The 13,159-nt window shown below is 50.3% G+C and carries 10 protein-coding genes and 1 pseudogene; 10 read left to right on the plus strand and 1 reads right to left on the minus strand.

From position 1 onward, the window contains the following. Nucleotides 1-130 precede the first annotated feature (130 nt). The 3 genes and pseudogenes from DXA93_RS10610 (at nucleotide 131) to DXA93_RS10620 (ending at nucleotide 4,892) form a co-directional block, all read left to right on the plus strand. Nucleotides 131-1,869, plus strand: a pseudogene (locus tag DXA93_RS10610) (ABC transporter ATP-binding protein). Beyond that, the gene (locus DXA93_RS10615) at nucleotides 1,850-3,694 is read left to right on the plus strand and encodes an ABC transporter ATP-binding protein (RefSeq protein ID WP_119208285.1); all 1,845 of its coding nucleotides are present in this window, start codon (nucleotides 1,850-1,852) and stop codon (nucleotides 3,692-3,694) included. Before DXA93_RS10610 ends, DXA93_RS10615 begins: the two are co-directional and overlap by 20 nt. A gap of 19 nt (nucleotides 3,695-3,713) precedes the next feature. Beyond that, complete coding sequence (locus tag DXA93_RS10620; RefSeq protein ID WP_055219378.1) at nucleotides 3,714-4,892, plus strand: phosphopentomutase; 1,179 nt, start codon at nucleotides 3,714-3,716, stop codon at nucleotides 4,890-4,892. Between the two features lie 16 nt (nucleotides 4,893-4,908). Here DXA93_RS10620 and DXA93_RS10625 read toward each other — a convergent pair whose 3' ends face one another. Continuing rightward, on the minus strand, nucleotides 4,909-5,526 hold the full coding sequence (locus DXA93_RS10625) for a hypothetical protein (protein ID WP_119208287.1): 618 nt from the start codon (nucleotides 5,524-5,526) through the stop codon (nucleotides 4,909-4,911). Nucleotides 5,527-5,694: 168 nt separating this feature from the next. On the opposite strand from DXA93_RS10625, the gene DXA93_RS10630 reads away from it, so the two are divergent. From DXA93_RS10630 to DXA93_RS10655, 7 genes are all read left to right on the plus strand, one after another. Then, the gene (locus DXA93_RS10630) at nucleotides 5,695-7,026 is read left to right on the plus strand and encodes an MATE family efflux transporter (RefSeq protein WP_118594951.1); all 1,332 of its coding nucleotides are present in this window, start codon (nucleotides 5,695-5,697) and stop codon (nucleotides 7,024-7,026) included. Then, entirely contained in the window at nucleotides 6,999-7,301 is a 303-nt protein-coding gene (locus tag DXA93_RS17645; protein WP_147326094.1) for a hypothetical protein, read from the plus strand. Before DXA93_RS10630 ends, DXA93_RS17645 begins: the two co-directional genes overlap by 28 nt. After that, on the plus strand, nucleotides 7,277-8,644 hold the full coding sequence (locus DXA93_RS10635; RefSeq protein ID WP_055219374.1) for an MATE family efflux transporter: 1,368 nt from the start codon (nucleotides 7,277-7,279) through the stop codon (nucleotides 8,642-8,644). Before DXA93_RS17645 ends, DXA93_RS10635 begins: the two co-directional genes overlap by 25 nt. A 101-nt stretch (nucleotides 8,645-8,745) precedes the next feature. Next, complete coding sequence (locus tag DXA93_RS10640; RefSeq protein ID WP_119208289.1) at nucleotides 8,746-10,296, plus strand: Mur ligase family protein; 1,551 nt, start codon at nucleotides 8,746-8,748, stop codon at nucleotides 10,294-10,296. Nucleotides 10,297-10,799: 503 nt separating this feature from the next. After that, the gene (locus DXA93_RS10645; RefSeq protein ID WP_119208291.1) at nucleotides 10,800-11,747 is read left to right on the plus strand and encodes an L-lactate dehydrogenase; all 948 of its coding nucleotides are present in this window, start codon (nucleotides 10,800-10,802) and stop codon (nucleotides 11,745-11,747) included. A 206-nt stretch (nucleotides 11,748-11,953) separates the two neighbouring features. Further along, nucleotides 11,954-12,751 (plus strand): CoB--CoM heterodisulfide reductase iron-sulfur subunit B family protein, encoded by a 798-nt coding sequence (locus tag DXA93_RS10650; protein ID WP_022461168.1) that lies wholly within the window; start codon nucleotides 11,954-11,956, stop codon nucleotides 12,749-12,751. Then, nucleotides 12,748-13,131, plus strand: a complete 384-nt coding sequence (locus DXA93_RS10655) for a 4Fe-4S dicluster domain-containing protein (protein ID WP_055219367.1) — start codon at nucleotides 12,748-12,750, stop codon at nucleotides 13,129-13,131. Before DXA93_RS10650 ends, DXA93_RS10655 begins: the two co-directional genes overlap by 4 nt. Nucleotides 13,132-13,159: the final 28 nt, after the last annotated feature.

Genomic DNA, 13,159 nt, shown 5'->3' on the forward strand with positions numbered 1-13,159 from the left:
ATGATTTCGGTCAATCAAAAGTATACACACTGAAGCAGTAAGTAAGATTCGTGAGAACTTACATTATCTCGATGTGATAAGTATATTTAATCACATTTTGAGTGGCAGGACATGACAGAAGATGAATGATATGAAGCGTCTGCTCTCGTATGCAGGTCCCTACAAGCGGGATATGATTTTCGGAGCAGTGCTGGTATTGGTAGAAACGTGTTTTGAACTTTTTATTCCGATTCTGATTTCCAATCTGATTGACATCGGCGTTGCGAACGGCGATATCCCTTACATTTACCGCAAGGGAATCCAGATGGGAATCTGCGCGCTCTGTGCGCTTGTGACCGGAATTTTATACGCGCACTTTGCGGCGCGGGCGACGTACGGCTGGGGAGCCGAGATCCGGAAGGCGGAGTATGAGAAAATGCAGCAGTATGCATTTTCCAACCTCGATCACTTTGCGGTATCATCCCTGATCACCCGTATGACGACGGATGTTACCGTCATCCAGAATATGGTAAGCGCCGGCTTCCGCCCGATCACGCGCGGACCGTCGCTTCTGATTATGGGAATCGGCCTTTCATTCTATATGAATCCGCGGCTGGCATTTGTATTCCTTGTATGTACCCCGCTTCTTGGCTTTATTCTCTCCCTGATTGTGCGGAGAGTTGCCCGATGTACACAAAACTGCAGTCCATGGTGGACCGTCTGAACAACGTTGTCCAGGAGGGGCTGACCGCGATCCGTGCCGTCAAAGCTTTCGTGCGGGATGAGTACGAGGAAGGCAAATTCAACGAGGTCAACACCGACCTGACCGCAGCGAGCGAGCAGACGTTCCACTACGCCGTGCTGAATCTGCCGGCATTTCAGGGCGTCATGTATACCGCGATCGTGCTGATTCTGTGGTTCGGCGGAAATATGATTCTGAAAAAACAGCTTGCCGTCGGAAACCTGACCGGATTTCTAAGCTACGTCATGCAGGTCATGAACTCGATGATGATGATTGCAAACGTCTTCCTGCTCCTGACCCGTTCCATGGCGAGCGCACACCGGATTGTCGAGGTGCTCGATGAGAAAATCGTGCTCACCTCGCCGGAAAATGGTGTAACAGAAGTGACAGAGGGCAGCGTGGAGTTTGACAACGTATCGTTTAAATACAAAGAAGAAGCAAAAGAGTACGCACTCTCCGATGTTACGCTGAAGATCAAAGCCGGTCAGACGGTAGGAATCCTCGGAGGAACAGGTTCTTCGAAAACGACGCTGGTGCAGCTCATTCCGCGTCTGTATGACACCAGCCGCGGCACCGTCCGCGTCGGCGGAAAGGATGTGCGCGCGTACGATCTTGCCGCTCTCCGCGATGCAGTCAATATCATTCTGCAGAAAAACGTGCTGTTCTCCGGAACCGTGCGTGAAAACCTGAAATGGGGCAATGCGGATGCATCCGATGAGGAGATCTGGGAAGCATGCCGCGCGGCGTGTGCGGATGAATTTTTGAACCGCATGCCGGACGGCCTCGACACCGTGCTTGAGCAGGGCGCAAGCAACCTCTCCGGAGGCCAGAAGCAGCGTCTCTGCATCGCGCGTGCGCTGATCGGAAAGGCAAAAATCTTGATCTTCGATGATTCGACAAGTGCGGTCGACACGGCAACGGAGAAAAAGATCCGCGAGGCACTGGCGGCGCGGAAGGATGTCACAAAAATTATCATTGCGCAGAGAGTAACATCCGTCATGAATACGGATCAGATCATCATTCTTGATGACGGAAAAGTACACCGGATCGGCACGCACGCTGAACTGCTGGCGGATGACCCGATTTATCAGGAAATTTACGCCTCACAGATGAAAGGAGGAGACGAAAATGGCAGCGAGAGCTTATAGCGGAAAGAAACCAAAGAACCTGAAACACACGCTGCGCGTCTTCCTGTCTTATCTGGGACGGCACAAAAAAATGCTCGTAGTCGTAGCGGTACTGGTAACAATCAGCGCGGGAGCCAACCTCCTTGGAACGTATATGATCCGCCCAGTTGTCAACGGACTGGCGGACGGAGATGTGCACACACTGCTGCGCGGCGTGCTGATTACGGCACTCATTTTCGGGTGCGGCGCACTCGCAGCATACGGCTACACGCAGACCATGGTAAAAGCAGCACAGCAGGTTGTCTTTGATATCCGCCGCGATCTGTTCGAACACGTCCAGACACTGCCGCTGCAGTTCTTCGACAGCAGACGCCACGGCGATATCATGAGTCTTTTCACGAACGATATCGACACGATGGCAGATGCCCTGAACAACAGTTTTGCGATGGTTATCCAGAGCTTCATCCAGATTGTGGGAACACTGACCTTGCTGTATATCCTGAACTGGCGGCTCTCGCTGATTGTAACGGTGTGCTACGGTATCATGTTCTGGTATATCAAGTTCAGCGGAAAGCGCAGCAAGGGTTATTATACGAAGCAGCAGAACAGCCTCGGAGAACTGAATGGCTATATTGAGGAGCTGATCACCGGACAGAAAGTCGTCAAGGTGTTCCACCACGAAGAAGAGAGCTTTACGGAATTCTGCAAAAAGAATGAGGAGCTCCGGAAAGCGGGAACCGGCGCGCAGGGGTATGCGGCGACGATGGTTCCTGTCGTTGTCAGCATTTCGTATGTCAATTATGCGATTGTGGCAGTGCTCGGCGGCCTTCTCGCCCTGCACGGAAAAGCCGATATCGGAAGCCTGGCAAGCTACCTTGTCTTTGTCCGCCAGGCGGCGCTTCCGATCAACCAGTTCACCCAGCAGAGCAACTTCCTTCTCTCAGCGCTCGCCGGTGCGGAGCGTGTCTTCGACGTGATGAGCCTGGAGCCGGAAATCGACGAGGGAAAAGTGGAACTGGTCAACGTAAAAGAAGAGAACGGCGCACTTGCCGTCTGCGAAGAGACAACAGGCCGCTGGGCATGGAAGCGCCCGGACGGAACGATGACGGAATTAAAGGGCGATGTGCGTTTTGAAAACGTGGATTTCGGCTACACGGCAGACCGTCTGATCTTAAAGAACATCAGCCTGTATGCCAAACCAGGCCAGAAAATTGCTTTTGTCGGTTCCACAGGAGCCGGAAAAACGACGATCACGAATCTGATCAACCGTTTCTACGACGTCCAGGGCGGTGCGGTTGTCTACGACGGCATTGACGTAAAAGATATCGAAAAAGACGCTCTGCGCCACTCCCTCGGTATCGTTCTGCAGGATACCCATCTGTTCACGGGAACCGTAGCAGAAAATATCCGTTTTGGAAAACTCGATGCCACGCAGGAAGAAATTGAACGTGCGGCCAAAATTGCGAATGCGGATTCCTTCATCCGCCGTCTGCCGAACGGCTACGACACGATGCTGACCTCCGACGGAGCCAACCTCTCCCAGGGCCAGCGCCAGCTTCTCGCGATTGCCCGTGCCGCCGTTGCCGATCCGCCGGTGCTGATTCTTGACGAGGCAACATCTTCCGTTGACACCAGAACCGAGGCGCTGATCGAAAAAGGAATGGACCAGCTCATGGAGGGCAGAACCGTATTTGTCATCGCCCACCGCTTAAGCACCGTGCGAAACGCCAATGCGATCATGGTGCTGGAGCAGGGAAATATCGTAGAGCGCGGCGACCACGACGCACTTCTGGCACAGAAAGGAAAATATTATCAGCTCTACCATGGAATGTTTGAGCTGAGTTAAAAAGAAAGGAGTAAAGAGTATGAGAAAATATAACCGTATTTTTCTGATCGTCCTGGATTCTCTCGGAATCGGGGCGATGGCGGATTCGGAGAAGTTTGGGGATGTCGGTGTCAATACCTTCGGCCACATCTGGGAGAGTCAGGGAGGCCTTGAAATCCCGAACCTGCGCCGCCTCGGCATGGGAAATCTCTGCGGTGTGACAGAGGATGAGGCAAAGGGTTACGCCAGAAGACTGAACGAGGCGAGCAACGGAAAAGACACCATGACCGGCCACTGGGAGATGATGGGAATTTACACGACAAAGCCGTTCGTTACGTTCACCGACCACGGATTTCCGAAAGAACTGATCGACGAGCTGGAAAAACGAACCGGCAGAAAGATCATCGGCAATAAGGCGGCGAGCGGAACGGAGATCCTCGATGAGCTGGCAGAGCGCGAGATCGAAAACGGAGAACTGATTGTCTATACCTCGGCGGATTCCGTACTGCAGATCTGCGGCAACGAGGAGACGATGGGACTGGAGACGCTGTATCATTACTGCGAGATTGCCCGTGAGCTGACCATGAAAGACGAGTGGAAAGTCGGCCGTGTCATTGCAAGACCGTACGTCGGAAAGAAAAAAGGAGAGTTCGTCCGCACCGCAAACCGTCACGACTACGCTGTCAAACCGACGGGAAAAACCGTGCTCAACGCGATGCAGGAGGCAGGATATGATGTCATCAGTATCGGAAAAATCAACGATATTTTCTGCGGCGAGGGCATCACGGAGAGTCTGAAATCCAAGAGCAGCGTCCACGGCATGGAGCAGACGATTGAGACGGCAGGAAAAGATTTTACCGGACTGTGCTTTGTCAACCTCGTCGATTTCGATGCACTCTGGGGCCACAGAAGAAACCCGGAAGGCTACGGAAAAGAGATTGAAAAATTCGATGTGAACCTTGGAAAGCTGCTGGAGCAGTTAAAAGACGACGATCTGCTCCTGATCACGGCAGACCACGGCAACGACCCGACTTATACCGGAACGGACCACACCAGAGAACAGGTGCCGCTCCTTGCGTACTCACCGTCTATGAAGGAGAGCGGCCTTCAGGAGACGAAGGACACCTTCGCTGTGATCGGCGCATCCGTTGCAGAGAACTTCGGCGTAAAAATGCCGGAGGGAACGATCGGAACATCGATCCTGGAATCGTGGAAATAAGGAAGCGATGGCGTTTTCAGCTGAGGCGGTAAGAACCTTTCGAAAGTTTCACAAGCTGTCCTTCTTCGAGCAGCTTCTTTAAAACTCGCTGGAGCTGGCGGCGGCTGCAGTGGAGCTGCATGGCCATCTTTTCCACGCCGGAAAACGTCTGATCCGGACAGCGCTCTGAGAGATAAGAGAGGAAGGATTCCTCGAGCGTGGAAAAATTCGACTGGGAGCTGGAATAAAGCATCAGCTTTTCGGTGACAGAGTTTAAAAGATATCGTAAAAAGCGGTTGTCGTTCAGCAGAAGCTCTTTCGTGGAAGCGAGCGGCAGAACAATACAAAGCGCGGTGGTGCGTGCCTCGATCTGGTGCGTATCATCGCGTTTTCCGCAGAATTCCATATCGCCGATGCAGGTAAAGCCGTCGAGATAGCCGATCGGGTAGCTCGTGCCGTCGGCGCGGTTGGCGCTGATCTCGATGGAACCGTCCACGAGGAACGAGAGGTATTCCTCCGGATTCAGCGTGTCGAGCCGTTCGCCCTTTTCAAACTGATACAGAGAAAATGCGAGATCCGGGGTATCGAAAAGAGATGGGATCTCATGTTTCTGAAGATAAAAGTTCAGCAGAGCCGGATCAAAAATTCGTTTCATAGGAAAATCCTTTCACAGAAAAATTTTTTGGAAAACTTTTTCTTTATTGTGACATATGACACAAGAAAAAGCAAGAAAGTCTGCTAAGATAAACCAGAATGAAAAATGTTACAGTTTGCTGGGTACCAGTGAACTGTAACCGAAAAAGAGGAAAGGGGAGTTTTCAAAATGGAAAACGAATTATTTGAGAAAACAAAAGTGTCCAAAGCATATATGACGCTCGCACTTCCGGTCGTGCTCGGCATGGTCGTGTCGCTGATCTATAATATGGTAGATACTTTTTTCATCGCGCGGACCGGAAACACGGCACTGATTGCCGGCGTATCGCTCGGCACACCGATTTTCACGCTGATGATTGCACTCGGTGACATCTTCGGCGTCGGCGGCAGTTCCGTCATTTCGCGCCTCTTCGGTAAAAAAGAGTACGAGGACGGAAGACGGATCAGCGTATTCTGCTTTTACGCAGCGATTGCTGTCGGCATTGCGGTCAGCATCATCCTGCTTGCCGCCAAACAGCCGATCCTTGGCCTGCTTGGCTGTGATGAGACGACGTGGCAGTATGCGGGGGACTATTACCAGTGGATTGCACTCGGCGCACCGTTTATCATCCTGCAGCTGACGCCGAACAATCTTCTTCGGACCGAGGGCTTCGCAAAAGCCTCGATGATCGGAACAATGCTGGGAGCCGTTGTCAACATCATTCTTGACCCGATCTTTATTTACACGCTCGGCATGGGAGCAGCCGGAGCAGCGATTGCAACGGTGATCGGCAACATCTGCGGTGATATTTTCTATGTTATCTTTATGATAAAGAAATGCCGCTATCTCTCCGTCGATTTCCGAAAACTGAAAATGACCGGAGCAGAGGTGCTCGCCGTTCTTGCCATCGGCATTCCGGCATCCGTCACAAACTTCATGCAGAGCATCGGCGTGACGCTGACGAACCGATTTTTGCAGCCGTATGGAACGGACAAAGTTGCAGCGATGGGAATTGCTTTGAAAATTATTATGATTTCTGTTCTTGTGATGGTCGGCTTCGCTTTTGGCGGACAGCCGCTGGTCGGATACAATTATGGAGCGAAAAATAAAAAACGTCTCAGTGAGACGATCCGCTTTGCCTTCCTCCTGGAAGTGCTGACCGGTGCCGGAATGGCGGTTGTGCTCGGTGCGGCGGCTCCGCTTCTCGTGGGACTGTTCTTAAAAGAGGCGGATGTCATTGCAGTGGCCCAGCAGATCCTCCGCGTCCAGCTCATTGGTATGCCGTTTGTTGGTATCGTACTCGCATCGACCTGTATTTTCCAGGCGATCGGAAACGGGGCAGGAGCAATGATTCTTTCAGCAGGACGTCAGGGCGTGATTTTTGCCATTGTAATTTTCTGCGCTTCAAAACTTGCCGGTTTTTCCGGTGTTATTGCCTCCCAGCCGGTTTCTGATTTTCTGACCGCATTGGTGGCTGTGATGATTCTGCTTCAGTGGAAAAAGAAAGAATTTGCAAAATAAGAAAGAACAGCAAAGCGGCTGCGGCACAGCGTTCCGGAACGGGAACCTGCCGCAGCCGCTTTTGGCGTGCGCAAAAAAACAGAATTCCTGCACAGGCGGCCGCCATGTCAAAAACACGTAAAAGTGATGAAAAAACGTCTCTTAATTCGGCAGTATTACGGGATTGCATTCTGAGAAAACAAGATATAAAATGGCATGAGATTCGACAAAAAGGGGAAGCAAAAACATACGACAATAGGGAGGACATCACATGGCAACAAAGAAAAGTGCAGTAAAAGATCTGACAAACGGCAGCCCGGTAAAACTGATTCTGGGGTTTGCACTGCCGCTGCTGCTCGGCATGCTGTTCCAGCAGTTTTACAGCATGGTCGATACGATTATTGTAGGAAAATTCTTAGGCGCGAAAGCGCTCGCGGCTGTTGGAAGCACAGGTTCGATCAACTTTATGATCGTGGGATTCTGTATGGGAGTCTGCAGCGGATTTGCAATTCCGGTTGCGCAGATGTTCGGGGCAGGAGACCGGAAAGCGCTGTGCCGGTATGTAGGAAATGGAGCCGTCCTGGCCGGTATTCTTTCCGTGGTGATGACCGTTCTTGTCTGCATCTGGTGCCGCGACATTCTGATTCTGATGAAAACCCCGTCCGATATTCTGGACGGTGCATACGCTTACATCTTTGTTATTTTCCTCGGAATTCCGCTTATGGTGCTCTATAACCAGACATCAGCAATCATGCGGAGCCTCGGCGACAGCCGCTCCCCACTGATTTTCCTCGGTATCTCTTCAATACTGAATATCGTGCTAGATCTTGCGCTGGTCCGCCCGATGGGAGTAGCGGGAACCGCGTGGGCGACGATTATCGCGCAGGGAGTCTCTGGATTCCTGTGTCTCTTTTATATGAAGAAAAAATTCACCATCCTTGCTTTTACGAGAGAGGACTGGAAGCTGCACAAGCATTATGTGCTTAATCTGTGCAATATGGGAATCCCGATGGGACTGCAGTATTCAATCACCGCGATCGGAAGTGTTATTTTGCAGACCGCTGTCAACGGCCTTGGTTCCACTGCGGTTGCATCTGTTACGGCTGCCGGTAAAATTTCCATGTTCTGCTGCTGTCCGTTCGACGCGCTCGGCTCCACTATGGCGACGTATGCCGGACAGAACGTCGGTGCGAAGAAGATGGATCGTGTCAACACCGGTATTTTGACAAGTTCCATTATTGGAAGCGTGTATTCCGTGGTCATTTTAGGAGTCATGTTTCTGTGGTCCCGCCAGATTTCGCTTCTCTTTGTAGATGCATCTGAGACGGTCATCCTCGACCAGGCGCGTCAGATGCTGCTGATCAACATGGTATTTTACATTCCGCTGACCCTTGTCAATGTCGTACGATTTACCGTGCAGGGCATGGGCTTCAGCAAATTTGCAATCCTTGCCGGCGTCTGCGAGATGATCGGCCGTTCGGTGGTAGCCTTTTTCCTTGTTCCGTATTTTGGTTACACCGCAGTCTGCTTCGCAAGCCCGGTGGCATGGATTCTCGCCGATCTGTTTCTCGTTCCGGCGTACCTGTACTGCGCAAAAACGCTTCGTTCTCTTTTTGAGAAAAATGCGCAGATGATGTAAGCCGTGCCGCAAGATGGACAAGCTGTTTCAATTCTGGTATAATGGAGCCTGGATTTTAGGAAAGCTGAAAAAGAATCCCATAGAAGAGAGGAAGATATCCTATGAAACAGTCGGTATTAGAATATAAGAAACTTCTGGAGCAGGAAGGCCTTCTGGTGGAATTTGCAGAGCCGGAAGGAAAAGAAGGAGAGGACAGACCCGTTACCCTCGTAACGTATTTTTCGGGCGGAGCGGCTCAGGGAACTCTGTTTCTCTGCAAAGGAGCTGCATTCAAAGAGGCATACTTAAAAGACGCCGTAAACCGCGGTGCTGTTGCCTATGTAAGTGAAAAAAAATACGAAGCGGGAAAAGAAATTCCGGCGCTCATCGTCAACGATGCCAGAAAAGCACAGTTTGTGCTGGGTGAGGCGTTTTACGATTATCCGGCAAAGTCGCTGCATGTCACGGCGCTGACCGGAACAAAAGGAAAGACAACGACAGCCTATTACCTGCAGTCGATGCTCGATGCCTGCCTGAAAAAACAGGGCGGAAACGGATGTGCACTGTTAAGTTCGATTGAATATTACGACGGAAAGACGAGAGAAGCATCAACGCTCACCACGCCGGAATCCCTGGAGCTGTGCCGCCATATGCGCAATGCCGTAGATGCAGGCCTTTCCCATATGGTGATGGAAGCATCCTCCCAGGCGCTCAAATACGAGAGAGTCGGAAACACGCATTTTGATACCGCCATTTTCCTGAACATCTCCGAGGACCACATCAGCCCGACGGAGCACAAGGATTTTGATGATTATTTCCAGTCGAAATTAAAGATCTTCGACCGCTGCACCTGCGCCTGCGTGAACCTGGACAGCGACCATATCGAGGAAATCCTGAAAGCTGCGGCAAAATGCGAGCGCGTCGTTACGTTTGGATCGAAAGAAAATGCTGTAATCCGCGTGAGTGATATCAAGCCGGGCAGAGGAAAATTCTATTTCCATGTGGCAGGACCGGATTTCTCGGAAGATTTTACCCTGCCGGTGCACGGAGCCTTCAATGTGGAGAATGCCGTAGCTGCCATTGCGGCTGCCTGGTCGATGGGAATCCCGGTTTCGCTGATCAAGGAAAGCCTCCTTGGCGTCACCGTTCCGGGAAGGATGGAGACGTATGAGAGCAGCGCGGGCGAGGTCACGGCGATCGTGGATTTCGCGCACAATGGCCTGAGTTTTGAAAAAATGTTTGATACCGTAGCACTCGAATACCCGGGGAGCCGCGTAAGCGTTGTGTTCGGAACCCCGGGCGGAAAAGCATTCAACCGCAGAAAAGATATGGGTGAGATTTCCGGAAAACGGGCGGACCGGATTTTCCTCGTACCGGATGATCCGGGAAACGAAGATCCGCAGGCGATCTGTGAGGAGATCGGCGGGTACATAGCAAAGGAAGGTGCATCCTTCCAGATCCGCATGGACCGCGGAGCAGCAATCCGGGAGGCGATTCTTGGCGCCGTACCGGGAGAGGTTGTTCTGATCCTTGGAAAAGGCGCGGACGTGACGATGCACGTCGGAAACAGAAATGTGCCGTACCGGTCAGATGCCGTCTATGCAAAAGAGGCGCTTGCCGAATATGGAAATGCATTTGCCGAAGCGGCAACGGCTCGTGAAACAGAAGAATAGAAGCAAAAACAGAAAAAACAGAGCAAAAAAGACACGGAACAGAAAAATCCGTGTCTTTTTTGCGTCTGGCGGCAGCAGAAATGAAAATCAGACAGGAAATTTGGCGGATACATCCTACAAAATGTAGAAAAGAAGGACAGAAACTAGCCCGTATGACGAAAAGTTGTTAAAAATATAACGAACGAAAGTTAGACGTGTGAAACTAAACACAGAAAGCAAAAACCCGGGAACCATGCGGAAAAAGACGAATTCTGCGGGATGAAGGACAAAGCTGTAAGTTTTTGGAAAGAATTCTTGTGAAAAAGAACAAAAAATGGTATAATTGTATTGAAATATATCCAGAACACCCCTTCTGGAAGCGTACGGGCTCAGTGAGAAAAAAGATTTCACGAAAATGCTCGAAAAAAACACTTGTTAAATTCTTGTCATAGTGCTATGATAAGGAAAGTGAAAAATTTATCAATCACAAAAACCAACTAGGGGTATTTTAGAAAGGAGTATTTATGAGCAGCAAGATTACCATCATTGGAGCTGGAAGCGTTGGATCTACGATCGCCTATACACTGTCGAACGAAGACATCGCGTCTGAGATTGTTCTCATCGATATTAACAAGAAAAAAGTAGAGGGAGAGGTTATGGATATCGCGCAGGGTACCTGCTTCCGCGATCCGGTCTCCATCATCGCAGGTGAGTATGAGGATGCCAAGGACTCTGATATCGTAATTATTACTTCCGGTATTGCAAGAAAGCCTGGCCAGACCCGTATTGAGCTGACCCAGACCAATGTAAACATCTTAAAATCCATCACACCGGAAATCATAAAAGCGGCTCCGAATGCCATCTACATCATTGTAAGCAACCCGGTTGATATCATGACCTACGTGTTTACAAAGATCTCCGGACTTCCGGAAAACCAGATCCTTGGTTCTGGTACCATGCTGGATTCCGCGAGACTTCGCTGCGGACTGTCTGAACACCTCAACATTGCCCAGAAAAACATCCACGCTTACGTATTCGGTGAGCACGGCGATACTTCCTTCATTCCGTGGAGCGGCGCTTACGTTTCCGGTGTCAGCCTGGACGAGTACTACGAGACCGTAGAAAAAATGGGCAAGAACGTAACCAAGATCGACAAAGATGCTATGCTGGAGTACGTAAGAACTTCCGGCGGACAGGTTATTGCAAACAAAGGAGCTACTTTCTATGCAGTATCTGTTGCAGTATGCAAACTGGTAGCAACCATTCTTTCTTCTTCCGATTCTGTAGCAACCGTATCTTCCATGATGCACGGTGAGTACGGCATCGAGGATGTATGCTTAAGCACACTGACCCTCGTTGGACCGAAAGGCGTACAGGGCAAGATTCCGATGCGTATGACAAAAGAGGAAGTAGAAAAACTCAAAGCAAGTGCCGACGCATTAAAAGCAGTTATCGCACAGATCGAGCACTAAGAGCGGGCAATAAGCTCAAAACATAAAATTTATGGCAGTGGCAGAAAGTGCGAAAGAGCGGTATCTCCCACTGCCTTAACGTGCGCCTGAAGAAATTTTCCGCCGGGTGTACATAAAAAGAGTACCGGAAATTTTTCCGGTGCCGGACAGAAGATACCGCAGGAAAAATGGAAACCAACAGGAGCAAGTAAGAAAGGAGCAATTCCATGACCTACAGTTATTTTCCGGGCTGTACGCTGAAGAACAAAGCAAAAGATCTGGATCATTATGCCAGAGAGTGCGCAAAAGTTCTGGGATTTGAACTGGAAGAAATTGAAAACTGGCAGTGCTGCGGAGCTGTGTATCCACAGGCATCCGATGAAATCGCCACAAAACTTTCTTCGGTTCGCGCCTTAGCAGACGCCAAAGAAAAAGGACAGGATCTGATCACAGTCTGTTCCGCCTGTCATCACGTGATCAAACGCGTAAACGATGACATGGCGAATGTAGAAGACATTCAGACAAAAGTAAACAACTACATGGCTCTTTCCGAGCCATATCTTGGCGAAACGAAAGTACTTCATTATCTGGAAGTGCTGCGTGACGTCGTTGGATTTGACAAGATCAAAGAGAAAGTGGTAAACCCATTAAAAGGAAGAAAAATCGGCGCATATTACGGCTGCATGCTGCTTCGTCCGAGCACCACAATGCAGTTTGACGATCCGGAGAATCCGACAATCATTGAAGATTTTATCAAGGCCCTTGGCGCAACACCGGTCGTATATCCGATGAGAAATGAGTGCTGCGGCGGCTACATATCCCTGAAAGAAAAGAAAATGGCATCCAACATGGTAGACCAGATCATGGCATCCGCATCCTACAAAGGAGCTGAAGAGCTGATTACTGCATGTCCGCTTTGCATGTACAACCTGCGCAATAACGGAACAAAAGAAGGTCTTCCGGTTACCTACTTTACCGAGCTTCTTGCAGAAGCACTCGGCATCAAAGAGGAGGTGCAGGCATGAAAATTGCAACATCCGATGAAATCCGTGCCATCGCCGGTGTGGATACCAGAAAATGTATGAAATGTGGTAAATGTTCCGCATCCTGTCCTGCTTATAACGAAATGGACATCCGTCCGCATCAGTTTGTATCTTATGTACAGAACGGCGATGTGGAAGCACTGATGAACTCCAAGTCCATCTGGAAATGCCTCTCCTGCTTCGCATGTGTAGAGCGCTGTCCAAGAGACGTAAAACCTGCCAAACTGATCGAGGCAGTTCGTCTTTCCGTGATCCGTCAGAGAGGAGAGAATTATCTTTCTCCGGATGAAATTCCGGCTCTTCTGGATGATGAGACTCCGCAGCAGCTTCTGATGAGTGCATTCCGTAAATATAGAAAGTAAAAAACAACCCATCCACAGAAAGGTGAGA

This window comes from Blautia sp. OF09-25XD (genome assembly GCF_003482095.1).
In the GTDB taxonomy this organism is placed as follows: Bacteria; Bacillota; Clostridia; order Lachnospirales; family Lachnospiraceae; genus Fusicatenibacter; species Fusicatenibacter saccharivorans.